Origin of the sequence: Mesorhizobium sp. M0514 (assembly GCF_040321145.1) — a bacterium.
Classification (GTDB): Bacteria; Pseudomonadota; Alphaproteobacteria; order Rhizobiales; family Rhizobiaceae; genus Mesorhizobium.
Genome location: NZ_JAMYQZ010000021.1, coordinates 1 through 24,646 on the forward strand (window position 1 = coordinate 1; position 24,646 = coordinate 24,646).

Sequence of the window (24,646 nt, forward strand, 5' to 3'; positions counted from 1 at the left end):
GCGCGCCGGAACTTTTGTAGCAAGCAATCGTTACCCCACCATGTTTCGCCGGCGATGGTTTTATCCACCATCCCGGTTGCGCGATAGGAACGCCGCCGATGACCAAGATCGCCCCTGAAAACAAAGCCCGTCAGGGGCGCTGGGGTTGGCACGGCCTGCGCATATTGGTCGCCGCGTTGCTCCTGGCTTTCATTGCTTGGGGAGCGGCCGAGATTTATGGCCAAAAGATCGATCCAGATACCCCTGAAAGCCAGGGGCAGCCCACCGGCCAGACCGCGCCGGCCGACCAGAGCGCGCCAGCCGGCGAGGGGCAGTCGGGCGGCTAGGGTTTTCCTCGTCATTCGTAATCGCATCAGGCGGCCTTCGCCTGGGCGGCTTGCGCCGGAACCAGGACGTTCAGTGCGCCAGGGTGGATCTGGATTGTCGTTTCACGCTCCAGCTTGACCAGTTCGCCGTCTATGACGGCGCCGAATTTCTTGCTTCCTGTATGGATTTTCACGATTGCCTTGTCGGCCTGATGGGTTTCGACATGATCGCTGTCGCGCCACCTGCCTCGAGCCATGTCGAAGAGGGCCTTGACCAGCTCGCCACGCTGCCTCGCCACGGTGACATAGATGCCGAGCACGCCGCCGGCAGGATTGTCGGCATAAGGCAGATGGCCTTCGCCAAACAGATTGTTGGAAATGCCGATGCCGCTGATGCGGGTCACGATCTCGGCTTCGCCGACCGTCAATGTCACCTTCATGGCTGGAGGATTGTTGATCGTCGTCCAAGCGGCCTTGGCCGAAGCGCGAATCTTTCCCAGGCGCGAGGCGAATTCCATATTGTCGCGCAGCTTCACCATCCTGGCGTGCAGGCCGATCGAGAACTGATGCACGAACGGCCGGCCATTCGCGCTCGCGATATCGACCGCCATGATCTCGCCGTCGGCAAAGGACTTCAGCGCGCCATCGATGGTCTGCGGAATTCCAAGGCCGCGGGCGAACAGGTTCATGGTTCCTGCAGGCAGGACGGCCAGCGCCTTCTTGTCATTCATCAGCCGCCCCGCGGCGGCCGAAATGGTGCCGTCGCCGCCACCGGCCAGCACGACGTCGATGTCGCGCCGCGCGGCGACCTTGTCGAGCGCCGCGACAATCTCCTTGCCGGCGACGATGTCGATATCGACGGAGTGACCAGCCGCCTCGAGCGTCTGGCGCATTCGGTCTGTTAGCGCGGAAAGATCGGTGGTCCGCAAGGTGCCGCCGTCCCGGTTCAGCACCGCTGCAAATCGCATGCCCCGCTCCGTATTCTTTTTAGCGGCCGGAATGCCAGCCGCAGGCTGAAACGGGCAAGCTTGGCAAAGGTTCCATCGGCCGGGCGGAATGTCGGGCGATTCCGCGGACTTGCCCAGGGTATTTCGATGCTCCCGTTTTTTCGGAACAAGCGCCTTGTCACAACGTTGTGATCCCATTGGAGGCGCCGCCTTCGGTCTCCCGGCAAGTGGTTTGCCGATTGCGGCGCGCATGAGATCACGCAAGAGGAGACTTAATCATGATCCGCACACTGTTCGCGACGACTGCACTCGCAACGCTGATCGCTACCGGTGCGTTTGCGCAGTCAACGACGGCCCCGGCGACGACCCCAGCGCCGGCTGAAGCCCCTGCTACCATCGCGCCGGCGCCGCAACAGGCCGACGGCGCGCTGATGACCAATATCATCGGCGAGTCCGTCTACAATGGCACTGGCGACGATGCGCAGAAGATCGGTGACGTCAGCGACGTCGTCCTCGATGAAAACGGCCAGGCGAAATCCGCCATTATCGGCGTTGGCGGCTTCCTCGGCATAGGCAGCAAGAACGTCGCCTTCGACTACGGCAAGTTGCAATGGGTCGAGAGGAATGGTGACCGCTGGCTCGTCGCCGAGACGACGAAAGAAGCGTTGACGGCGCTGGCCGATTTCGACCGCAAGCCCTACGATCCGGCCCCGGCCACTGCTTCCACGGCGCAGAACGACCCGCAGAAGCCGGTTGATCTCAACGCCGCGCCGTCAGAACCGGCGGTGAAACGCGCTGACGGCAATCTCGCAACCAACATCATCGGCGAGAATGTCTACAATGGCACTGGCGACGATGCCCAGAATATCGGCGACGTCAACGACATCGTGCTGACCAAGGATGGCAAGGCGCAGTCGCTGGTGATCGGCGTCGGCGGCTTCCTCGGCATGGGTGAAAAGAACGTCACCTATGATTTCGCCAAGGCGCGGTGGGCCGAAAAGAACGGCGATCGCTGGCTGGTGGCGCAGACGACCAAGGAGGAACTGCAGGCGCAGCCTGATTTCGACCGCAAGCCCTATGATCCGGCGCCGGTGACGACAACCTCCGACGCAACGCAGCCGACTGCTCCCGCTGCCCCGACGGCCGTTGCACCGGCTGACAATGCTCAGCCAGCGGACAAGACCGCGGAAGCTCCGGCCGGTACAAAAGCCACCGATCCGACGCAAACGGCAGCGATCGACAAGTCGACACTGACCGAAATGCCGGTCGGCAACATCAGAGGCGACGACCTGAAGGGCACCACCGTCTATGGCGCCAACGACGCCAAGGTCGGCGAGATCGGCGACGTCGTGCTCACGCCCGACAGCAAGCCGGATGCCGTCATCATCGATGTCGGCGGCTTTCTAGGCATCGGCGCCAAGGAGGTCGCGGTCGGCATGGACAAGCTCAAATTCATGACCGACAAGGACGGCAACAAATATCTCTACACCAACTTCACCAAGGAGCAGTTGCAGGCGCAGGCCGCCTATGACAAGGGCAGCTATGCCGAGAAGCGCGACCAGCAGCGGATGATGGTACAGTAAGGGAATAGGCAGTAGGGATTAGGCAGTAGGCGAAAACTAGGCGATCAGGCACCAGGCCGCCAGGAACATTCTACTGCCTACTGCCTACTGCCTACCCACATACCCACCACCCCCTCGTCCGTCAGCTCTGCAAGCGCCAGCGACTGGTCGAGATGCTCGGCGCGCCAGGCAAGCAGCCGCTCGGCAAATTCAAGCCGCACGCTGAGATAGGCCGGGTCGGCGGCAACGTTGGCCAGTTCGCCCGGATCCTTCTCCATGTCGAAGAGCAGCGGCGGCAGGCCGCCGCCGAAATGCACGTATTTGAATTTTTCCGTACGGATGACGGCGAGGTTGCACTGGCGCGAGCCGATGCCGAAATGCCGTTCGGCCTCACCGCTGGCAATCGAGCGGAAGTCGAACTCCCAATGCGCCGCGTCGCGCCAATCCTTAGGCGGTTCATCTTGCAGGAACGGTTTTAGCGAGCGGCCGTCGAGATGCAGCTGGGCGTCGGCGTCAAGCAGATCGAGCAAAGTCGGAAAGATGTCGACTGCCTCGGTGAAGTGGTTGACGATCGAGCCGGCTGCATTGCCGCGTCGTGGGTCGCGCACGATCAATGGGATGTGATAGCTGCCGTCGAAGAAGCCGCCTTTGCCCAGCATGAAATGGTCGCCCATCATCTCGGCGTGGTCCGAAGTCAGCACGATGATGGTGTCATCCCATGCATTCGCCGTCTTGATCGCTTGCCAGATGCGGCCAAGCTGCGCGTCGACCTCCGAGATCATGCCGTAATAGATCGCGCGGATGGCCCGGATGTTGTCGTCGCCCCAGTCGCGCACGTGGCCGTCGGTGCCGGGGCGGAAGCTTCTCCGCTTCCGGCGACCAAGGTCGTAAGCCAGATAGGGATGCCTTTGCGCCTCTGCCTGCCAAGTCTCGGCACGGCGGAAGGGCGGTCCGTCCGCCGGATCATACAGCGTGTTGTAGGGCTGCGGTACGACAAAGGGCGGATGCGGGCTGATGAAGGAGACATGCGCGAACCATGGCGAATCCTGTTCGTCCAGCCAGCGAATGAATTCGCCGGCAAGAAAAGCGGTCGGCGTCTCGTCCCTGGAATAGACAGGCGGCGCGCTGGTCACGGCGTCGCCCGCTTCCCCGCCTACGGGGCGGTGAATGCCGGGAGAGCCCGCGCTGGTGTCGACGCCACGTGCCTTCAGCCATGACAGCCATGGTTTCTGATGCTCAGGCAGGAACTGGCGAACGCTGAAGCCGGGCAGCACGCCCTCATAGCTTTTCAGCCGGGGATCGCCCGGCGCCATCGTGCGCGGATCGGGCGAGACGTCGGTGTAGCCGAACAAAGTCGGATCATAGCCGAGGGCGCGGGCCGAAAGCGCCATGTTGCCGTGGCGGGCGTCGAGCGGCGTGCCGTTGCGGCAGACGCGATTGTTCATCTGGTAGAGGCCGGTGTAGAGGCACGCGCGGGCCGGCGAGCAGGGCGCCGCGCCGCCGTAATGCCGCATGAAAAGGACGCCTTCGGCGGCGAGCGCATCGGCATTCGGCGTCTTCACCACGGCATGGCCGGCAGCCGACAGGCAATCGCCCCGCCATTGGTCGCAGGAGATCAATAGGATGTTCGGGCGTCTGCTTTTCGCGGCCAATGCTCTATCCTGTCACGTCGGGAAGACGTTCAATGAACCGGAATTTGGCGGCAGCGCAAGCCTGTCAGTCTTGCTTAAATGGTGAACGAAAATTTCCTGCTGTTCACTATTGGGATACAGTCCATTCTGAGTTTGCCGCCTTTGCCATTGCCAGGCGGCCCCTCATATAGGCGTGGACAGCGGCAAGAGCCGCAAACCGAAGGGAAGGAGCAAGACAATGCTCGACCAGATCAAGGGCCTGCATCACGTGACGTCGATGGCCGGCGATGCGCGCCAGAACAATAATTTCTTCACGCACAAGCTCGGCCTGCGCCGGGTCAAGAAGACCGTCAACTTCGACGCGCCAGATGTCTATCACCTCTATTATGGTGACGAGCACGGTACGCCCGGCTCGGTGATGACCTATTTTCCGTTCCCGGACATTGCCAGGGGCCGCCATGGCGTCGGGGAAGTCGGTACCACGGCCTATTCGGTGCCGGCCGGCACGCTCGGCTATTGGGAAAAGCGCTTCGCCGATGAAGGCGTTGCGGGTGTCTCCCGCGAAGAGACGTTCGGCGAGAAGCGGCTGGCCTTCGCCGGTCCCGACGGCGACGGTTTCGCGCTGGTCGAAGACAAGGCGGACAGCCGCGCGCCATGGTTGAAAGGCGGCATTCCCGCTGATGAGGCGATACGCGGCTTCCACTCGGTCTCGCTCAGATTGAAGGATGGTGGCGCCACGGAAGAGCTGTTGAAGTTCATGGGCTATGAGCAAGTGGACAAGTCCGGCAGTGTCAGCCGGCTCGCCATCAAGAACGGCAACGGCGCTGATGTCGTCGATATCGAATCGCTTCCTACCGCGGGCTTTGCCAATCTCGGTGCCGGCTCGGTCCACCATGTCGCCTTCGCGGTGGAGAACCGCGCCCAGCAGCTCGAAGTGCGCAAGGCGCTGATCGATACGGGTTATGGCGTGACGCCGGTGATCGACCGCGACTATTTCTGGGCGATCTACTTCCGAACGCCGGGCGGCGTGCTGTTCGAAGTCGCCACCAATGAGCCGGGCTTCGACCGCGACGAGGACACCGCCCATCTCGGCGAAGCCCTGAAACTGCCGACGCAGCACCAGCATCTGCGGCCCTATCTTGAAGAGCATCTGCAGAAGCTGGAAGGCTGAGACGATGAGCAAGGAAGCTTACATCCATAAGGCGCTGCCGGGTTCGCCCGGCGGCCCGCTGCTCTTCGTCTTTCACGGCACCGGCGCGGACGAGAGCCAACTGCTGTCGCTCGGGCGCGACCTCGCGCCACAGGCGACGATCGTATCGCCGCGCGGCGATGTTTCCGAGCATGGTGCGGCGCGTTTCTTCCGCCGCACCGGCGAGGGCGTCTACGACATGGACGACCTCGCGCGGGCGACCGGCAAGATGGCCGGTTTCATCAAGGCGCAGGTGGCAGCGGCAAGGCCATCTTCGGTCTTGGGTCTCGGCTATTCCAACGGCGCCAACATCCTGGCGTCCGTAGTGTTCGCCGCGCCCGAGCTGTTCGATGCGGCGGTGCTGTTGCACCCGCTGATCCCGTTCGAACCGCAGGTGCAGGGCAGCCTTGCCGGACGCCGCATCCTGGTCACCGCCGGCAAACGCGATCCGATTTGCCCGCCCAATCTGACGTCGCGGCTGGAAGCCTATTTGCGTGCCGATAGCGCCGATGTCACAGTGGAGTGGCACGATGGCGGCCACGAAATTCGGCCAAACGAGATTGAAGCGGCAAGGCGGCTTTTCGCTGCCGTGCCGGTTGAAGGAGCAAGCGATGCCTGACGAATTGCCTGAGATCGAACTCGAGGACCGCGGCTCGAAGGGACGTTATGTCCTGCGCAGGCCCGGTGGCGCCGAGGCGGAAATGACCTTCACCAAGGTCGGCGAGCACCAGATCATCATCGATCACACCGAAGTGCCGGACGTGTTTCGCGGCCAGGGCGCCGGCCTTCGGCTTGTCACACGCGCCGTCGAGGACGCGCGGGCAGTGGGCAAGAAGATCATCCCGCTCTGCCCCTTCGCCAACGCCCAGTTCCGCCGCCATCCGGAATGGGCGGATGTGCTGAAGCAATAGACCTTTTTCCCTTCCCCCCTTGTGGGGTGAGCAGCCGGTTCGCCGCAGGCGAATTCATCGTGCCGGTGGCATGATGAAAGGCCGGCGAACGCCGGGACGCTGCGAAGCAGCGGGGACCGGCAGGTGGTCGGAGTCGCTCAGCCACAAGAGCGAACGCCTCTCTGGCATTTGCGCAGTTCGGCCTTCTTGCCTAAGTACACAGTTCGCTGCGGTTCGTCCGCTCCTGCCAACTGACCGAATGGCTTCCTGATGACCGAATCCGATCTCGTCCCCGTCTTCGACGGCCACAACGACACGCTGCTGCGACTGTACCAGTCGAAAGACACAGACGTCGAAAAGCTGTTCATCGAGGGGACGCAGGGCGGTCATATAGATCTGCCGCGCGCCAAGAAGGGCGGCTTTGCCGGCGGCATGTTCGCGATCTTTCCACCGCCGGTCGAGAAGAGCAAACGCTCTGCGGTGCCGCCGGCGCCGAGCGACAATGAGCCGTTGCCGCCGGAACTGCCGCGCGCTGATGCGCTCAATTCCACCATCGGCATGGCCTCGATCCTGTTTCGGCTGGAGCGAGCGGGGGCGCTGACCGTCTGCCGCAGTGCCGGTGACATTCGCGAGGCGATGGCGAAAGGTTCGATCGCGGCGGTGTTTCATATTGAAGGCGTCGAGGCGATCGATCCCGAACTTACCTTGCTCGACGTGCTCTACGAAGCCGGCCTGCGCTCGCTCGGCATTGTTTGGAGCCGCCCCAACGCCTTCGGCCACGGCGTCCCGTTCCGCTTTCCGTCGTCGCCCGATACCGGACCGGGGCTGACCGATGCCGGCAAGGCGCTGATCAAGGCCTGCAATCAGCTCAAGATCATGGTCGACCTGTCGCATCTCAACGAAAAGGGCTTTCGCGATGTCGCCGCACTCAGCGATGCGCCGCTGGTCGCCACCCATTCGAACGTGCATGCGCTGTGCACCCATTCGCGCAACCTGACGGACTGGCAGCTCGGCGCTATCCGCGAGACCGGCGGCATGGTCGGGCTCAACTTCGCCACCGGCTTCCTGCGCGAAGACGGACGGATGAACTCGGACACCAGCCTCGACATCATGGTGCGCCATGTCGACTCGCTGCTGCAGGCGCTGGGCGAGGACGGCGTCGGTCTCGGCTCCGATTTCGACGGCGCCATGATCCCGGCGGTCATCGGCGACGTTGCCGGTCTGCCGAAGCTGATAGATGCGCTGGCCGCGCGCGGTTTCGGACGCGCGTTGATCGAGAAGATCGCCTATCGCAACTGGCTGAGCGTTCTCGAAAGAACCATAGGCTGAGGCTTAAGCGCCCATGCGCTTCAGCCAATCCTGGCCGCCGCGATCCCTGATCATCGGCAGCGGGTTCTCCCAGTCCAACCGCGCGCAGATGCGGTAGACTTCGAGCGTCTCGGCGCTCATTTCGCCGCGCTTGTAGAAGTACATGGCGGCGGCATAGCGGGTACGACCCGACCATTTTTCGCCGAGCGGCGTGTTGACCAGCTGCCACTGTTCGGCGGCTTCCGTCTCATCATCCGGTTCGTCGGCCATGATCAGAAATCCGCCGGCGGATTGGCGGTGCGGCGGTCGAGCTTGATGAAAGGACGGGCCACCACCTTGGCCCGCTTCATCAGCTTCTGGTACTGCAACTCGCGCATGGCGTAGATCTCGACCCAGAGGTCTTCCACCATCGTATCACCATAGGGACGCGTCAGCGAGGCGATGGCGATATTGCGCTTGGCCATCGGCGACCAGATGGCGGCGCTGACCAGCCCGACCTCCTGATGCTTCTTGTGGTAGACGATGGCGTGCTCGGCCGGGATGTTGCCTTCGATCTCCAGCCCGACCAGCATGTGGCGCAGCCTGCGTTTGGCACGGGCTTCGAGGATGGCGCGGCGGCCGTTGAAATGGCCTTTTCCCAGGTCGACCATAAAGCCGAGACCGATCTCGTCCGGCATGCGCAGACGGTCGGCGCGAATGGCATGGTCTGCGGTGGTGAAGTCGGCATTGGCGACGATCAGGCCGGCTTCCAGCCGGGCGCGGTTGAGGGCGGCGTAGCCGATGGCGCGGATGCCGCGCAGTTCGCCTGCCGTCATCAGGCGGTCCCAGAGGCTGAGCGCTTTTTCGGCCGGCACGAACAGTTCGTAGCCGAGATCGCCGGTGAAGCCGGTGCGCGAGATGGTGATAGTGCCGCCATCGTGCGGGAATTCGGCGAGATCGAACACTTTGAGTTTTTCAACGCCGGCGAAACCCGCCTCGTGCAGCACGGCGAAGGAGGTTGGGCCTTGCAGAGCGAGACCAGCGACGCTTCCAGTCTCTTCCTCGACTGTCACCTCGAAGCCGGTCGCGCTGTCCAGCAGCCAGGGCAGGTGCCGCTCCTGCGAACACAGGCGGAAGCGGGTCGGCGACAGCCGGAACAGCGTGCCGTCATCGAGGACAAAACCTTCGTCGTCGCACCATGCGGTGTAGTGGACGCGGCCCGGTTTCAGCTTGGTGACATCGCGCAGCGTGACGCGATCGAGGAAGGCTTCGGCATCCGGCCCCTCGATGCGGTATTTGGTCATCGGCGAGATGTCGAACAAAGCCGCCTGGCTGCGGATGGCGAAATATTCGAGTTCCTCGTCCCACAGCGAATGCGGCGCGCGATAGCCGGCCCAATTGTACCAGTCCTGAGTTTTGGCCAGCGCATCGATGCGCGGCTGGAACGGCGTGCCGAGACGCAGTGTGCGGAAATGCGACTGCGCTGTGGGGTGGGCGGCGTTGTTGATCGGACTCGTCATGACGGCATTCCTTCGCCGTAGAGTGCGGCGTTGACTGGCTGAAACATCCGATCATCCCTTCACCGCGATGATGCGCCGCGCCGCATTCAAACCGGGAGCACCCGAAACGCCGCCGCCTGGATGCGAACCGGCGCCGGCCAGGAACAGCCCCTCGATCGGCGTGTCGTAGCCCGACCAGCCGGAGACCGGCCGCGACATCAACATCTGGTCGGCCTGCAATTCGCCGTGGTGCCAATGGCCCCCCGGCATGCGGCAATTGGCTTCGATATCGGCTGGCGTCAAAAGCTCGGCATGCAGCACGGACTTGCCGATACCGGGGGCGTACGCTTCGAGCTGCGCCATAACAGCCTTGAGGAATTTCGGCTTGCCGGCATCCCAACCCTCTTTCAGCGCATAAGGCGCGTATTGCACGATCGCCGACAGCACGTAGGCGCCGCTTGGCGCGAGCGACGGGTCGGAGAGCGACGGCAGTGTGATCTCCATCACCGGTTCGGCTGAGAACTCGCCATATTTTGACGGGTTGAAGGCGCGCTCGACATGGTCGGCCGAGGGCGCGATGACCAGACGGCCCTTGTGGCTGGCGGCGTCGACGCCGGCGAAGTGCGGCGGCCGGTCGAGCGCCAGATGGAGCTTGGCCGCATCGCCCTTCATGCGAATGTTCTTCACCTTGCGCACGAAGCCGGTGCCGATCTCGCGTGACCCGACCAGGCCGAGCATGGTGGTCGCCGGGTTGATGGCGGAGATGATGGTTCTGGCTTGCAGCACCTCGCCGCTGTCGAGGGTCACGCCGACGGCGCGGCCTTTCTCGACGACTATCCTGGCCACGGGCGCTGCCGTGCGGATGGTGACGCCGGCTTGCTCCGCCGCCGCGCGGATCGCGGCGACGACCGCACCCATGCCACCTTTCGGCAGCATCTGTGCCCCTGCCGCACCGCCGGTCTCGCCGGCCAGCCGATAGTAGAGGCCGAGCAGGGAGGTCGGCGAACGCGGGCCGAGATGGCTACCAAGCGTGGCGTCGAAGGCAAGCAGGCCCTTCAGCCTGATATCGGCAAGCTGCTCGTCGAGCAGGTCGGCGACGTTCATCAGGAGAACGCGCAGGAAGTCGCGCATGTCTTCCTTGCCGAGCTTTTTCAGCGCCACGACCGTCTGGCCGAGCGCTGCGGTTTCAAGCAGCGACATGCCACCGAGATCGGGCGGGCGCCGCGACAGGAACGGTTTCAGGATGCCGGCATAGCGCAGAAGTTGCGCGCGCAATTCCTTCCAGGCGGACTGCTCGGACGGAGTGGAGCCGGTCAGCACTTCGCCATAGGCGCCATGCAGGACAAGCGGCGGGCCGTCCTTCGCCAAGGCGACCGACGGCATGAAGTCTGTACGGGTGACCTGCAGCCCGTGTTTCTCCAGCTCCAATGTCTTCACCACGTCGGGGTGCAGGCGGTTCAGCACATGCGCGATCGAGGAGACCCGAAAACCCGGCGCAAACTCTTCGGTGCGCGCCGCGCCGCCGACATCGCCAGCGGCTTCCAGCACCAGCACCTTGCGGCCGGCTTTCGCCAGAGTGGCGGCAGCGACAAGGCCGTTATGGCCGCCGCCTATGATGATGGCATCAAATGACGTCATGGGCCGGGCTCATATGGGAGGTCGATTTGGCGAGATCGCGCAGGATTTCGGCTGCCGCATTGCGGCCGGGCGCGCCCATGACGCCGCCGCCGGGATGGGTCGAGGATCCGCATATATAGAGCCCGCCGACCGGCGAACGGTATTGCGCGTAGCCCGGCACCGGCCGGTTGAACAGCAGCTGGTCGAAGGTCAGCTCGCCCTGGAAAATATTGCCTTCGGTCAGCCCAACCTCGGCTTCGATCTCGCGCGGCGTGCGAACCTCCATGTGAACGATGCGGTCGCGGAAGCCCGGCGAGTATTCCGCGATCTGCGCGACCACGCTTTCGGCGAAGCCGTCGCGGTCGGTATCGGTCCAGTCGCGGCCGTTCACCTTGGGCGGCGCGTACTGCACGAAGCAGCTCATGAAATGCTTGCCCGGCGGCGCCATGGTCGGGTCGAGCGTCGTTGGGATGACCATGTCGAGGAATGGGTCGGCCGACCAGCGACCGGCCTTCCAGTCGTCATAGGCGCGCTCCATGCGCTCCATGGAGTCGGTGAAATGCATGTCGCCGCGATAAACGGGCGAATCCTTCGGCAGTGCCGGGAAATCGGGCAGCGAATCCAGCGCGATGTTGACCTTGCCGGACGAGCCGCGGACCTTGAAGTTCCTGACCCGACGCAGGAAAATATCGGGCAGTTCCTTCTCCTCGACCAGTTTCAGGAATGTGCGTTTGGCGTCGGCGTTGGAGACGACGAGCTTGCCGTAGACCTCCTCGCCGCCGGCCAGCACCACGCCCTTGGCCTTGCCTCGGCTCACCAGCACATGGTCGACCTCGGCGCCGGTACGGATGGTGCCGCCGGACCCCTCGAAGGAAGCGGCGAGCGCCTTGGTGACAGCGCCCATGCCGCCGCGCGCATAGCCCCAGGCGCCGACCGAGCCGTCGACCTCGCCCATATAGTGGTGCAGCAGCACGTAGGCCGTGCCGGGCGACATCGGCCCGAGCGCGGTACCGATAATGCCGGACAAAGCGAAGTTCGCCTTGATGACATCGGTCTCAAAATATTCGTCCAGGAATTCCGAGATCGACATGGTCCAGAAGCGCAGCGTCAGCGCCATTTCTTCTGATGACAGGCCGGCGAATTTCCTGCCGAGATAGAGAAACTCTCCGAGGTCACGCGGCTTGAGACTGGTCGGGTCCGGTGCGGTGCGCATCAGCAGCGGCTGGATGAAGCGGCACTGCCGCGTCACGTCGCGCGAATAACGGTCATAGGCCTCGGCGTCGCGCCTGGAGAAGCGGGCAAATTCGCGCCGGTGCGCATCGTGATCGCGGTAGTTGGCGAGGTAGTCGCCATCGCGCGTGAACACGGCGCCGCCCTCATAGGAAATCACCTGCAAGCCGAAGCGCGGCAGTTCGAGGTCGCGCATGATCTCGGGGCGAAACAGCGAGCAGACATAGGAGCAGTTGGAGTAGAGGAAGCCCGGCGTCAGCTCGCGGCTGGTGGCGGCGCCGCCGACCCAGTCGTTCTTTTCCACCACCAGCACGTCGAGCCCGGCGCGTTGCAAATAGCAGGCGTTGACCAGGCCGTTGTGTCCGCCGCCGATGACGATCGCATCCCAAGCTTTCATTCGCGCCCAGCCTTCATGGTGCTCGACCCTTCATTTTTCGCGTGATTTGTCGCCGAATGCGCGGAATTTGGCACGGCAGCGGCTATTCTGTCCAGCCGTTCTGAATGAATGTTCAACAAATGATATTGCGTTTTCCTGTTAATACGCTACGCTTTGCCGGCATTCGAACCTGCGCAATTCGGCTGATGGGACTTAAAGTCTGATGATCGAAACGGCAGATGGCGAGCCGGAATATGACGACGCCGCGATCCGCTTCCTCGAGGCGCTGTGGGGCGAGGGTTATCTGTCGCCGGGCGGACCCGACGAGGTCGACCGGGTGGTCGAAGGCCTGTCGCGCAAGACGATCCTCGACATAGGCTGCGGCTCCGGCGGCATCGCGTTGCATCTGATCGAGCGCCACGGTGCAGCCCATGCCACCGGCTTCGACATCGAACGCCCGGTGATCGAGGCGGCCAGAACGCGGGCTGCTGCACGCGGGCTCTCAGACCGCGCCAGCTTCATCCAGGCGTCACCCGGAGCGCTGCCTTTCACCGATGGCGCCTTCGATGTTGTGTTCTCCAAGGACGCGCTTTTGCATGTGCGTGACAAGGACGCGCTGTTTGCCGAAATCTTCCGCGTGCTGAAACCGGGCGGCGTCTTTGCCGCCTCCGACTGGCTGATCGGCCATGACGGCGAGCCGTCATCTGAGATGAAGGCCTATGTCGCGCCCGAAGGCCTGTCCTTCGCCATGGCCTCGCCGGCACGCTATGCGCAAGCGATGCGCAGCGCCGGCTTTGCCGATGTCGCCGTCAGAGACCGCAATTCTTGGTATCGCAAGGTCGCGCGCGGCGAGCTGGAAAGGCTGAAAGGCCCGCTCTACCAGACGGCGGCAGCCGCAGTCGGAGCGGCCTATATCGACAAGAACATACGAACCTGGGAGGCCATGCAGAAGGTGCTTGACAGTGGCGAGCACCGTCCCACTCATCTTCGCGGGTGGAAGCCGGCTGTGGTGGGATAGCCGGCAATGTGGAGCATGACGGCACCGATGAAAGCTGCAGCGCGCGAAGAGCGATCCTCCGACACGTCTGGAAAAACCGAACCGGAAAAACGCGGCCGCAAGGCGTCGAAGGAGGTCAGGCAACAGCAGCTGATCGAAGCGACCATCGATTCGCTGGCCAAGCGCGGTTATTCGGAAACGACGATGGCCGATGTCGCTGACGGCGCCGGCCTGTCGCGCGGCATCGTCAACTTCCATTTCGAGAGCAAGGAGAAGCTGCTCGTCGCCACGCTTGCCTATATGGCCGACGAATATGCGGCGCATTGGCGCGTCGCGCTGACCAAGGCCGGCGAGGATCCAGCCCGGCAGCTGCGGGCGCTGGTCGCCGCCGATTTCGACCGTTCGATCTGCAACAAGCGCAAGCTCGCGGCCTGGTGCGCGTTCTGGGGCGAGGCCAAGTCGCGGCCGACCTACCAGGCGCTGTGCGGCGCACGCGACGCGGCCTACCAGAAGATCTTCATCGACCTCTGTGCCACGCTCAAGCAGGGCGGTGGTTATGCCTATGAGCCGCAGGTGATGGCGCTCGCGCTCAGCGCCATGCTGGAGGGCTTGTGGCTGCGGCTGATGATGGGGACCGAGGACGTCACCCGTGAGAGCGCGCTGCAGGCGGCAAACGAATTCCTGTCGGCCGCCTTTCCGAAACACTACCGGCCGGGCAGCGGACGTTGACAACAACCGGCAGATCCAAGCCGGAGCGAACAATCAAAAACAAAGAGGATGGAACAGCATTAAAAGAATAACCCGACGCCTGACACTGACATTGGCGCTGACGGCGACGCTGGCTGGTTCGGCCGCGGCGATTGCGGTCGCCGCCGACAAGGACCTGATCGTGTTCGACTGGTCGGGCTATGAGGACCCGAGCTTTCACCCCAAATATGTCGAGAAGAACGGCGACTCGCCGACCTTCGCCTTCTTCGGCGACGAGGACGAAGCCTTCGAGAAAGTGCGCTCCGGTTTCAAGGCCGATCTTGGCCATCCCTGCTCGCAGAGCGTGACAAAGTGGCGTGAGGCGGGGCTGCTGCAGCCGCTCGACACCTCGAGGATCACCGGCTGGAAGGATCTCAATCCCGGCATCATGGCGATGAAGGATCTGGCCACCACTTCGGACGGCAAGGCCTGGTTCATGCCGTGGGACTGGGGCAACACCCAGCTCACCTACAACTCCGACAAGATCGACGCGAAGGATGTGCAGTCGCTGAAGGCCTTCGCCGACCCCAAGTTCAAGGGGCGGGTCTCAATCGGCGACAATGTCGACGACGCCTATGCGCTGGCCAGCCTTGCCATCGGGCTCAAGGACTGGACCAAGATGACGGACAACCAGTTCAAGCAGGCTTCCGACTTCCTGCGTCAGGTGCACAAAAATGTCCGCTCCTACTGGACCGATACCACCGACGTCGTGCAGTTGCTGAGCGGCGGCGAGGTCGATCTCGCCTGGGCATGGAACGATGCCACAGTACAATCCGTCGCTGCCGGTGTGCCGATCAAGTCCAAGAAGGATACGGACGAAGGCATCTCGACCTGGGTCTGCGGCTACGTGCTGTTCAAGGACGCACCCGGCAATGTCGACAAGGCCTATGACTACCTCAACGCGATCAACGATCCCGAGACCGCCAAGGTGCTGGTCAAGGACTGGGGTTATGGCCAGGCCAACGCCAAGGGCATGGCCGGCGTCGACCCGGCGATCCTGAAAGAAAAGGGCTATGACGACGTGCAGAAATTCGTCGACAAGACCCTGTTCCAATCGCCCGTGCCGTCGTCGCTCAAGCTCAAGATGATCGCCGAATTCGAGAAGATCAAGGCAGGCTACTAAAGCTCTGTCCGGCCTCCTCCGTCTGCCTGTCAGTGCGCCGGGCAGACGGTCTCGCCAAGGCCGCTGAAATTCCGTAACGTCGCCCGGCCGCTTTTCGCGATGAGGAGTTTCGCGCCATGAATTCCATGCTTCGCCGCCTCGCCCTTGCCGCTGCTCTTACAGTCGGCGCCGGCGCCGTGCTTGCTCATGCCGAAGGCGGCGGCGACCTCGTCGTGTTCGACTGGTCAGGCTATGAAGATCCGTTGCTGCACCCCGACTACACCGCCAAATACGGCGCCGAGCCGACCTTTGCTTTCTTCGGCGACGAGGAGGAAGCGTTCCAGAAGATGCGCGCCGGCTTCAAGGCCGACATCGCCCACCCCTGCTCGCAAAGCGTGACCAAGTGGCGCGAGGCCGGCATTCTGCAACCGCTCGACACCTCGCGGATCGCCGGCTGGAAGGATCTCAATCCCGGCATCATGGCGATGAAGGATCTCGCCGTCACCGCCGACGGCAAGGCCTGGTTCATGCCGTTCGACTGGGGCAACACTTCGCTGCTCTACCGCACCGACAAGGTCACGGCGGAGGAAGCGCAGTCGCTGAAGATTTTCGCCGATCCCAAATTCAAGGGCCGCGTCACCATCGGCGACAATGTCGATGACGCCTATGCGCTGGCCAGCCTGGTCATCGGCCTCAAGGACTGGACCAAGATGACCGACGCGCAGTTCCAGGAGGCGTCCGCCTTCCTGCGTGACGTCCACAAGAACGTCCGCTTTTACTGGACCGACGACACCGACCTCAACCAGGCCTTTACCGGCAATGAGGTCGACCTCGTCTGGGGCTGGAATGAGACCTTCGTGACGCTCAAGGGCCAAGGCATGCCGATCGCCATGAACCGCGACACGAGGGAAGGCATATCCACCTGGGTGTGCGGCTATGTGCTGATGAAGGATGCGCCGGGCAAGCTCGATCAGGCCTATGATTTCCTCAGTGCGGTCAACGCGCATGCCGTGTCCGATTACTTGGTCAAGACCTTCGGCTACGGCCACGGCAACAGCGCCGGGATGGCCGCGATCGACCATCAGGTGCTGAGCGACCGTGGCTTCGACAATCTCGACAAGTTCTTGGACAAGACGCTGTTCCAGCAGCCGGTGCCGCCTGAGCTCAAGCAGCGCATGGTCACGGAATTCGAGAAGATCAAGGCCGGCTATTGAGCGACAGGACTGAAAGAACCGATGTCGTCATCGTCGGCGCCGGTTTCACGGGCCTGTCGGCTGCGCTTGAGCTGAGAAAGGCCGGCATCGATGTCGTGCTGCTCGAAGCACGCGACCGCGTCGGCGGCAGGGTCGAGGCTATTCGCAACGGGCTTGGCGAGCGCATCGACAGCGGCGGCCAGTTTTTCTGCGAAGACATGCCGGAGGTGACGGCGCTGGCCGCGTCCCGTGGCAAGGCCTTCGTCGAAACCTATGTGAATGGCGATTTCATCACCCATCCATCGCTGTCGGTCGAAGAGGCCGAACGGACCTATCATGGCGCGATGGCAATCCGCGAGCGGATGAATGCGATCGAGCCGGACGATCCCTCGATCGCCGGCATGAGCGCTGCCGCCTGGCTCGAATGCCAGCATGATCCCACTGACGCCAAGACGGCTTTCCGCTCGATGATCGAAGGCCTGTGGTGCCTGGCGATGGACAAGGTGCCGCTGTGGTACCTCATCGACAATGACCGCCGCATCACCAACGAGGTGCCCGAGCTGCAATATTCGCTGCTCGAAACCATGCAGTCGCTGGCCGAGGACATGGCGGGAGATCTCGGCGATAGCGTTCGGCTGAACGAGCCGGTTACGCGCATCGAGCACGGGCCGCAAGGGGTTCGTGCCGTCTCGGCAGGCAGCGCCATCGAAGCGCGAAAAGTGCTGGTCGCGCTGCCGCCGGCGAGGGCCGCGAAGCTGGATTTCGCGCCCGCTCTGCCGCCAGCTCTCGCAAAGGCGCTCGGCGTCTGGGAAAGCGGTGCGGTGATCAAGATCCTGGTGCGCTATCCCACGCCGTTCTGGCGCAAGCGCGACCTCTGCGGCATGGTGATGTGGCGCGACCTGCCGGGCCTGTTCGCTTGTGACGCCAGCAAGGATGCGCAACATGCTGCGCTGGTCGTCTTCGTCGGCGGACCGCTGGCCTTGCATTGGCGTCCGCTCGCGGACGCGGCGTTGCGTGCGGAGGTCACGGCAAGGCTCGTTGATGCCCTTGGGCCGGAGGCAGCCGACATTGTCGATTTCAGCCAGCGCGACTGGATCGATGACCGCTGGAGCGGCGGCGCCTACAGCGACCTTATTGTCGATGTGACGGCACGGGATGCCGAGCGCACGATCCGTGCCGGCGCAGATCCTGTTCATTTCGCATCGTCGGAACTGTCGCCGTCATTCCCGGGCTATGTCGAAGGCGCCATCGTGATGGGGCGGATCGCAGCCAAACAGATCGCGACGGAACTTAAAATTCTTAGTGGAGCATGATCTTATTCCGAAAACCGGTTCCCACTTTTCGGGATCATGCTCAGTCCGCCATCGCCACCAGGGCCTCGGGATCGTAGCCGAGGCGGATCGAAGTGCCGACGGGGATATCGTCGGCGCCGAAGTCGTTGGTCTCGGTGACCGACAGTGGCTTTTCCAATCCGGGTATCTCGACGATCAGGTGGGTGATCTCGCCAAAATAGTGGCGTTCGACCACCTTGCCGGCCACTTCGAATTTCGCCGTCGCATTGTCCCACAGCACGCGCAATCGCTCCGGCCTGATGCCCAGAGTGGCGCCGCCGCCATTGCGCATGAAGGCCTTCGGCTTGTCGGTCCTGACGCGGCCGAAGCCCAGCGTGTCGACGACCAGCGAGGCGGCATTCTCCTCTATGATCTGCGCTTTTACGAAATTCATGCCGCCGAGGAAATCGGCGACTTGGCGGTTGACCGGCCGCTGGTAGATTTCCTTGGGCGAGGCGACCTGGGCGATCTTGCCGCCGAACATTACGGCGATGCGGTCGGACATAGCGAGCGCCTCATACTGGTCATGGGTGACCAGCACGAAGGTGATGCCGACCGCCTGCTGCAGGCGGCGCAGTTCGACCTGCATCTGCTCGCGCAATTTCTTGTCGAGAGCCGACAGCGGCTCGTCGAGCAGCAGCACCTTGGGCCGCATCACCAAGGCGCGGGCGAGCGCCACGCGCTGGCGCTGGCCGCCGGAAAGCTCGGTGGCGAGGCGTTTGCCGAGGCCGGTGAGCGACACCTGCGCCAGCGCTTCCTCGACGCGGCGCTTTTCTTCCGTTCCTCCCAGCCTGAGCCGTTTCAGCCCATAGGCGACATTCTGCTCGACATTGAGATGCGGGAAGATGGCATAACTCTGGAATACCATGTTGGTCGGCCGGCGGTTGGCGGGGATGCCTTCCATCGACTGGCCGCCGACCGAGATCGAGCCGCTGGTCGGGTTGTCGAAACCGGCAATCATGCGCAGCAGCGTGGTCTTGCCGCAGCCGGAAGGGCCGAGCAGCGAAAAGAATTCGCCCTCCTTGATGGTCAGCGAGGCGTCGTCGAGCGCCTTGAACGCCCCATAGCTGCGGGTAACGCTGCGGATTTCGATCATTGCTCGGTCGGTTTGGGGTCGATCAGATTGGGCCCGCTCGGACTTATCTTGCTTGGATGGCTCATCCTGAGGCCGTTCGGCCCGGGACTGCTCAGGCATAGAGGCCTCCCTCGCTCTGGGTGCGTCTGGCCGCATGGCGGCGCAGGATCTCGGCAACGGTCATCAAAACGAAAGAGGCAACCAGCAGCAGCGTGCCCAGCGCCAACACACCCGGCAGCTTGGCGGCAAAGCGCAACTGGCCCCAGATATAGATCGGCAGCGTCGTCTCGGTGCCGGTCAGGAAGAAAGCGATGACGAACTCGTCGAGCGAGATGGTGAAGCAGACCAGGAGGCTGGAAATGATCGCCGGCGCCACCATCGGCAGCGTCACCCGCCGGAAGGTGCCGAAGGCACTCTCGCCGAGATCGGCGGAGGCTTCTTCGAGGCTGCGGTCAAAGCCCTCGAAACCGGCGGTCAGCACCGTCATCGAATAGGGAATGCAGATCAGGACATGGCCGAGTACGACGGTGAACAGCGAAAGGCTTAAGCCCAGTTGCAGCATGACCAGCAGCATGGAGATGGCGAGGATGATTTCCGGCAGCACCAGCGGCGCCATGATCAGGCCATTGATTGTGCGGCGGCCGGGATAGCGGTAGCGGGTGATCGAGCGGGCGGCGAGGATGCCGAGCAGCGTCGCCAGCACCGATGCCGAGATACCGACGATCAGGCTGTTCCAGGCGGCGTCAAGCAGCGCCGGCGTCTTCGGCAGGTCTTGGTACCATTTCAGCGTATAGCCGGTGAGAGGAAATTTTGGCGTCGGCGCGGTGTTGATCGAGAAGATCGGCAGGAAGATCACCGGCAGATAGAGAAAGACGACGTAGAGGAAGGCGTAGGCGGACAGCCAGCCGCCGGGAAAAAGGCGCCGCCTCGCCGTCATCGCGCCAGCCTCTGCAGCGCGCGGATGATGAGCACGGTGGCGCCCGCCATCAGCGTCACGACCAGCATGGTGGTCACGGACAGTGCCGCGCCGAGTGGCCAGTTGGAGGCCTTATGGAACTGCGACTCGATGGCATTGGCGATCATCACGCCATCCTTGCCGCCGACCAGCCTTGGGGTGACGTAGTCGCCGACGGTGGGGATCATGACGATGAGAGCGGCCGAGATGACGCCCGGCGCCGACAGCGGCAGCGTCACGCGCAGGAAGGAGCGCAGCGGGCCGTCGCCAAGATCGGTGGCAGCCTCGACCAAGGTGCGGTCGACCTTCTCGAGCGAAACGAAGATCGGCAGGATGGCGAAGGCCGCCCAGGCGTGTGTGAGCGTGATGATGACGGCGCTGGAATTGTAGAGTAGCGCGGTCGATGGTTCGTCGATGATGCCGAGGGCCATCAGGCCGGAATTCAGCACGCCATTATAGCCGAGGATGACTTTCCATGACATCACGCGCAGGAGATAGCTGGTCCAGAACGGGATGGTGATCAGGAACAGCCACAGGCTCTTGTGGCGACCGCCATGGAACGAGATGAAATAGGCGATCGGATAGGCGAGGATGACGGTGAAAAAGCTCACCGTCAGGGAAATGCAGAGCGAGCGCCAGAGCAGATCGCGGTAGATCGGCTCGGTCAGCGCGATGCGATAATTCTCCAGCGTGAATGTATGGTCGATGGTGAGGTAGTTCTGCGTCCAGAAGGAGTGGGCGAAGACCACCAGGATCGGCACCAGCAGCAGGATCAAAGCGTAGACCAAGGTCGGGCTGATCAGGGCAAGGCCCTGGACGGACTCGGACTGCAGAAGGGCGTTTCGCCTTGCTCGCGTCATGCGCCGCGTGGGCACCCCTTCGGCAGCTACCGTCATTGCAGCGACCCGGGCGTGATCTCGGTTGCTGGCTCGAACTGTTCCGCCATGATGCTCCCATCGACCGGGCCGGCTGCCTGTTCCCAATTTTTGCGGAGCGCGCTTTGCTGGTTGCGCTCCAAGCTTGCCGGCTTTCCTTCATCATGAGCGCATCCGTGCATTGAAATCAAGCGCTATTTCTGCAATATTGATTGAACGGACATTCAAAATGAAGTGAAGAAAGCCGGCTTTCCTGCCCTTGGCGCTTCGCTTTCTGCCCGGTGAAATTACGCTCAGACGATGCGAGGCAATGATGGCGGCTGCAAGAGACCTAAGAGCGATGGAAATGGCTGACGGTGGCGATGCGGTCGAGCTGGCCAAGCGCCATCTCATCCAGCCCTGGCCTTATGCCGGCTCGGTCGGCAATGAAGCGCGTGCGCTGATTGGCGAGGGCGATGGCATCTACATCACCGATGTAACAGGCAAGCGACTGATCGACGGGCCGGCCGGCATGTGGTGCATCAATGTCGGCCACCGCCGCGAGGAGCTGGCCAGGGTGATGTACGACCAGGCGATGATGCTGTCCTACAACACGCCCTGGTATACGATGAATGCGCCGTCGGCCGAGCTCGCCAAGCGCCTCGCCGATCATGCGCCGGGCGATCTCAGCCATACCTTCTTCACCACCGGCGGATCGTCGGCTGTCGAGACGGCACTGCGCTTCATGCAGTTCTACAACAATGTGCGCGGGCGGCCGGAAAAGAAGCTGATCCTCAGCCGCGGCGGCGCCTATCACGGCTCGACCTATCTGTCGGCCTCGCTCAACGGCCGGCCGCGCGACCGCGACTGGATGGACGGCGCCGACGATCTGGTCGTCAAACTGTCCTCGCCAGACCCGTTCCGGCGGCCGAAAGGCATTGACATCGCCGCCTTCTGCGATTTCCTGGTCGATCAGTTTCGCGATACGGTCGCCCGCGTCGGCGCAGAGAAGATCGGTGCTTTCGTCGGCGAACCGGTGCAGGCATCCGGCGGCGTCGTCGTGCCGCCGGATGGCTATCTCAAGCGCATTCGCGAAATCTGCAGGGACAACGATATCCTCTATATCTCCGATGAGGTGGTGACCGGCTTCGGGCGGCTCGGCCATGTCTTTGCCTCCGGCGATGGCTTCGGCATCGACCCCGACATGATCACCTTCGCCAAGGGCGTTACATCAGGCTATTTCCCGCTTGGCGGCGTCATCATCTCGGAGCGGCTGCTTCAGGAAATGCGCCGTTCCAACCATCCCGATGCGATGTTCGGCCATGGCCTGACCTATACCAGTCATCCCATCGGCTGCGCGGTGGCGCTGAAGAACCTCGATATCCTGGAAGACAGCGTGCTGGCCCACACGCGCGATGTCACGCCCTATTTCCAGGCGCAGTTGAAGACGCTGGAGGAACTGCCGCTGGTTGGCGAAGTCCGCGGCATGGGCCTGATGGGCTGCGTCGAGTGCGTAGCCGACCGCGAAAGCAAGGATCCGCTGCAGCTCGACAAGGATGTCGGCAAGCGCATCGACGCGCATTGCCACGAACTCGGCCTCCTGGTCCGGCCGCTGATCAACATGTGCGTGATGTCGCCGCCGCTGATCATCACGCGAGAGCAGATCGACGACATGGTGGCGATCCTGCGCGAAGGCATTTCGCGGACCATGGATGATCTGCGCAAAGAGGGCGTGTGGCAGGGGTGACTGGCAGTTCCGCCCCTACACCTGCGAGCGCATAGCCTCATTGAGGTTCCACATGTCCTTCTCCTCCGGCGCCGTCTCCAGGCCCAGCACCGGGATCTGCTTGCGCAGATGGTCGTGGTGGGTGCGCACACCGTATTCGAGGTCGGAGAGATAAAAACCCTCGAAGGCCTCCGAGATCATGGACTCGTTTGACCAGACGGAAAGCTGCACGTCCTCGTTCATGGTATCGCGGTCGATGCGGTAGGCGAGATAGCGGGCGGCCGCCTGTTCCCGGGTCTCGTCGGGGTAGCGGTAGATGGCGCCGCGCAGCAGCGTCTCGCCGGTCGACAGCGGGAACTCCTGATAGAACTGCACCGATTCCGGCATGATCGACAGCGCGTTGTTGGGGAAGATGCCGTAATAGATCCAGGCCCTGCGCAGATGCTCCGGCAGGTGTGAGGCATCGGGCGTGAGCTTGATGTATTCGCGCACGCTCCAGCGCCGGCCGGCATGCGGATTGTAGGTGGCAAACGAGCGCGACACGCCGTTGATGAACGGCTCGTCGAAATAGGTCGAGCCGTAGAGATCCTGCAGCGCCGGATGCGCCATGGCGACGTGGTAGCCTTCATTGTCGACGTCGCGCACCGACTTCCAGTTGACCGGCGTTTTCTGTGTCCAGATGCCCCAGGACGGCACCATCTCGGCCACGTTGTAGTGTGCCATCTCGGCCTCGATCGGCTTCAACAGTTCGGCCACCGAAGGCTGCGGGCCGCCCTTGCGAAAGCGGACAAAGATGAAGCCCATCCATATCTCAAGGTCGAGCGGCATCAGGCCGAATTCGGTCTTGTCGAGCTCGGGGAAGGAGCGCGGCCGGGCGGCGCCGCGCAGCGTGCCGTCGAGATTGTAGACCCAGCCATGGAACGGGCAGACCAGCGCGTTCTTGCAGGTGCCCTGGCTGTCGGCGACGACGCGGCTGCCGCGATGCCGGCACATGTTGTTGAAGGCGCGCACGACGCCGTCCTTGCCGCGCACGATGAGCGCCCGCTCGCCGACCACGTCCATAGTCAGATAGTCGCCGGCATTCGGCACGTCGCAGACATGGCCGGCGATCTGCCAATGGTTGCGGAAGACGTATTCCTTCTCAAGTTCGAGAAGCGCGTCGGAGTGATAACTCCAGCCCGGCAGACCCCGCCGGTCCCAATCATTGGGGATCGCCACGTCACGGAGATGCGGGTTCATAAAAAAGCTCTTCTTTTATTGAATACTCATTCAATAAAACCATATTTTACATTGAAATGCAATGGCTTGTAGAAATCACAACTTTTCAAGTCGGCACAACAGGACCAGCTGAAAGCCAGAAAACCCCGGAATATCCGGGCGTTAACCGGGGGCGTGAAATAGCTGTCCGGCATGCGGATTTGGCCGTGCCGAGCTTGCAAACACGGCCCGCTCCGAGACGAAATACCTGGCGTCCGCAAATTCGATCCGCAGTGTGAGCTTGTTCATAGTGCGGCCGACAGGAAGCGGGCTTGGTGCGTTCGCGGCCCGCCTGTCGTCAACATTTGATTGCCCGCATGAAACAGCTTCGCAAACGCATCTTGCCGTCGGCACATGACCGGATCTGTCCGGATATGCCCGAATTTCTTGTTTCAAACCTGTTACGCGGGCAAGCCAAGCGCATCATTCGCCCGTTACCAGGCGCGCTTAGGTTCGTTTCATAAGAAAACGAAGGGGAGCAGCAATGCATACGAAAGTCGAGATCACTAGCAACGAACGACGCGCCAAACTGGCACTGCGTCAGCGCGCCAGCGACCATCCGGTTGCGATGTTCTCCATGCTGGGCGCCTGCGCTCTGGCCGTCATGTTCCTGACACCGGCTTCCGGTCCGGCTTTTGCTTCGCTCAACCCGCCGGCCAATGTTGTCCAGGGCGCGCCGACCACCATCAAGACCGCCCGGCTGCCGGAGCCGGAAATCGATTTTGCCTGCCAGGGTCAGGCCTGGGGCGCCGAGAGCGCGGAGTGCCTGCGCGTCATCGCCGCTCAGTCCGGCGTGCACAAGGCGCGTTCCGTCCGCATGATCGCCAACGCAGCGCCGCTGACCACGACACCCAACGTTTTCTGAACCTCCCGAGC

Annotated in this window: 23 protein-coding genes; 13 read left to right on the plus strand and 10 right to left on the minus strand. The window is 62.9% G+C overall.

Annotated elements, in window-relative coordinates; all coding sequences use genetic code 11:
- Nucleotides 1-98: 98 nt before the first annotated feature.
- Nucleotides 99-326 (plus strand): hypothetical protein, encoded by a 228-nt coding sequence (locus NKI61_RS11240; RefSeq protein ID WP_023693688.1) that lies wholly within the window; start codon nt 99-101, stop codon nt 324-326.
- Between the two features lie 26 nt (nt 327-352).
- Here NKI61_RS11240 and NKI61_RS11245 read toward each other — a convergent pair whose 3' ends face one another.
- Nucleotides 353-1,273, minus strand: coding sequence for a diacylglycerol/lipid kinase family protein (locus tag NKI61_RS11245; protein WP_352839526.1), 921 nt, complete (start codon nt 1,271-1,273; stop codon nt 353-355).
- A gap of 257 nt (nt 1,274-1,530) precedes the next feature.
- On the opposite strand from NKI61_RS11245, the gene NKI61_RS11250 reads away from it, so the two are divergent.
- Nucleotides 1,531-2,835, plus strand: a complete 1,305-nt coding sequence (locus tag NKI61_RS11250) for a PRC-barrel domain-containing protein (RefSeq protein ID WP_352839528.1) — start codon at nt 1,531-1,533, stop codon at nt 2,833-2,835.
- 77 nt (nt 2,836-2,912) lie between these two features.
- Here NKI61_RS11250 and NKI61_RS11255 read toward each other — a convergent pair whose 3' ends face one another.
- The gene (locus NKI61_RS11255; protein WP_352839531.1) at nt 2,913-4,466 is read right to left on the minus strand and encodes an alkaline phosphatase family protein; all 1,554 of its coding nucleotides are present in this window, start codon (nt 4,464-4,466) and stop codon (nt 2,913-2,915) included.
- Nucleotides 4,467-4,683: 217 nt separating this feature from the next.
- Here NKI61_RS11255 and NKI61_RS11260 point away from each other — a divergent pair, with 217 nt between their 5' ends.
- The 4 genes from NKI61_RS11260 (at nt 4,684) to NKI61_RS11275 (ending at nt 7,853) form a co-directional block, all read left to right on the plus strand.
- Nucleotides 4,684-5,616, plus strand: a complete 933-nt coding sequence (locus NKI61_RS11260) for a VOC family protein (protein ID WP_023724468.1) — start codon at nt 4,684-4,686, stop codon at nt 5,614-5,616.
- A 4-nt stretch (nt 5,617-5,620) separates the two neighbouring features.
- Complete coding sequence (locus NKI61_RS11265) at nt 5,621-6,253, plus strand: alpha/beta hydrolase (protein WP_023696419.1); 633 nt, start codon at nt 5,621-5,623, stop codon at nt 6,251-6,253.
- The gene (locus tag NKI61_RS11270) at nt 6,246-6,545 is read left to right on the plus strand and encodes a GNAT family N-acetyltransferase (RefSeq protein WP_023730787.1); all 300 of its coding nucleotides are present in this window, start codon (nt 6,246-6,248) and stop codon (nt 6,543-6,545) included. Before NKI61_RS11265 ends, NKI61_RS11270 begins: the two co-directional genes overlap by 8 nt.
- A 249-nt stretch (nt 6,546-6,794) precedes the next feature.
- Entirely contained in the window at nt 6,795-7,853 is a 1,059-nt protein-coding gene (locus NKI61_RS11275) for a dipeptidase (protein WP_352498123.1), read from the plus strand.
- A gap of 3 nt (nt 7,854-7,856) precedes the next feature.
- Here the strand turns inward: NKI61_RS11275 and NKI61_RS11280 are convergent, their stop codons facing one another.
- The 4 genes from NKI61_RS11280 to NKI61_RS11295 are packed head-to-tail and all read right to left on the minus strand — an operon-like array spanning nt 7,857 to nt 12,554.
- Entirely contained in the window at nt 7,857-8,102 is a 246-nt protein-coding gene (locus NKI61_RS11280) for a hypothetical protein (protein WP_023690115.1), read from the minus strand.
- Between the two features lie 2 nt (nt 8,103-8,104).
- Complete coding sequence (locus tag NKI61_RS11285) at nt 8,105-9,331, minus strand: aminomethyl transferase family protein (protein WP_352839534.1); 1,227 nt, start codon at nt 9,329-9,331, stop codon at nt 8,105-8,107.
- A gap of 51 nt (nt 9,332-9,382) precedes the next feature.
- Nucleotides 9,383-10,948: a phytoene desaturase family protein gene (locus tag NKI61_RS11290; protein ID WP_352839536.1), complete on the minus strand. Its 1,566-nt coding sequence runs from the start codon at nt 10,946-10,948 to the stop codon at nt 9,383-9,385.
- Nucleotides 10,935-12,554, minus strand: a complete 1,620-nt coding sequence (locus NKI61_RS11295) for a phytoene desaturase family protein (RefSeq protein WP_023708594.1) — start codon at nt 12,552-12,554, stop codon at nt 10,935-10,937. Before NKI61_RS11295 ends, NKI61_RS11290 begins: the two co-directional genes overlap by 14 nt.
- Nucleotides 12,555-12,756: 202 nt before the next feature.
- Here NKI61_RS11295 and NKI61_RS11300 point away from each other — a divergent pair, with 202 nt between their 5' ends.
- The 5 genes from NKI61_RS11300 (at nt 12,757) to NKI61_RS11320 (ending at nt 17,885) form a co-directional block, all read left to right on the plus strand.
- The gene (locus tag NKI61_RS11300; RefSeq protein ID WP_352839538.1) at nt 12,757-13,551 is read left to right on the plus strand and encodes a class I SAM-dependent methyltransferase; all 795 of its coding nucleotides are present in this window, start codon (nt 12,757-12,759) and stop codon (nt 13,549-13,551) included.
- 27 nt (nt 13,552-13,578) lie between these two features.
- Complete coding sequence (betI, locus tag NKI61_RS11305) at nt 13,579-14,259, plus strand: transcriptional regulator BetI (protein ID WP_023708595.1); 681 nt, start codon at nt 13,579-13,581, stop codon at nt 14,257-14,259.
- 58 nt (nt 14,260-14,317) lie between these two features.
- Nucleotides 14,318-15,400 carry an ABC transporter substrate-binding protein gene (locus NKI61_RS11310; protein ID WP_023708596.1) on the plus strand — a complete coding sequence of 361 codons (1,083 nt, stop codon included), beginning with the start codon at nt 14,318-14,320 and terminating at the stop codon, nt 15,398-15,400.
- Between the two features lie 116 nt (nt 15,401-15,516).
- Nucleotides 15,517-16,593: an extracellular solute-binding protein gene (locus tag NKI61_RS11315; RefSeq protein WP_352839540.1), complete on the plus strand. Its 1,077-nt coding sequence runs from the start codon at nt 15,517-15,519 to the stop codon at nt 16,591-16,593.
- Entirely contained in the window at nt 16,590-17,885 is a 1,296-nt protein-coding gene (locus NKI61_RS11320; RefSeq protein ID WP_352839542.1) for a flavin monoamine oxidase family protein, read from the plus strand. Before NKI61_RS11315 ends, NKI61_RS11320 begins: the two co-directional genes overlap by 4 nt.
- A gap of 40 nt (nt 17,886-17,925) precedes the next feature.
- Here NKI61_RS11320 and NKI61_RS11325 read toward each other — a convergent pair whose 3' ends face one another.
- The 3 genes from NKI61_RS11325 to NKI61_RS11335 all read right to left on the minus strand — a co-directional run bounded on the left by NKI61_RS11325 (nt 17,926) and on the right by NKI61_RS11335 (nt 20,829).
- Nucleotides 17,926-18,999 carry an ABC transporter ATP-binding protein gene (locus tag NKI61_RS11325; RefSeq protein WP_352839544.1) on the minus strand — a complete coding sequence of 358 codons (1,074 nt, stop codon included), beginning with the start codon at nt 18,997-18,999 and terminating at the stop codon, nt 17,926-17,928.
- 91 nt (nt 19,000-19,090) lie between these two features.
- Nucleotides 19,091-19,915 (minus strand): ABC transporter permease, encoded by an 825-nt coding sequence (locus tag NKI61_RS11330; protein WP_023670071.1) that lies wholly within the window; start codon nt 19,913-19,915, stop codon nt 19,091-19,093.
- A complete protein-coding gene (locus tag NKI61_RS11335; RefSeq protein ID WP_352839546.1) occupies nt 19,912-20,829 on the minus strand; it encodes an ABC transporter permease in 918 nt (305 codons plus the stop codon). Before NKI61_RS11335 ends, NKI61_RS11330 begins: the two co-directional genes overlap by 4 nt.
- 292 nt (nt 20,830-21,121) lie before the next feature.
- On the opposite strand from NKI61_RS11335, the gene NKI61_RS11340 reads away from it, so the two are divergent.
- Nucleotides 21,122-22,534 (plus strand): aminotransferase, encoded by a 1,413-nt coding sequence (locus NKI61_RS11340; RefSeq protein WP_023714999.1) that lies wholly within the window; start codon nt 21,122-21,124, stop codon nt 22,532-22,534.
- Nucleotides 22,535-22,549: 15 nt separating this feature from the next.
- Here NKI61_RS11340 and NKI61_RS11345 read toward each other — a convergent pair whose 3' ends face one another.
- Entirely contained in the window at nt 22,550-23,752 is a 1,203-nt protein-coding gene (locus NKI61_RS11345; RefSeq protein WP_023696407.1) for an aromatic ring-hydroxylating oxygenase subunit alpha, read from the minus strand.
- Nucleotides 23,753-24,254: 502 nt separating this feature from the next.
- On the opposite strand from NKI61_RS11345, the gene NKI61_RS11350 reads away from it, so the two are divergent.
- A complete protein-coding gene (locus NKI61_RS11350; RefSeq protein ID WP_023670066.1) occupies nt 24,255-24,635 on the plus strand; it encodes a hypothetical protein in 381 nt (126 codons plus the stop codon).
- The last annotated feature ends 11 nt before the right edge of the window (nt 24,636-24,646 follow it).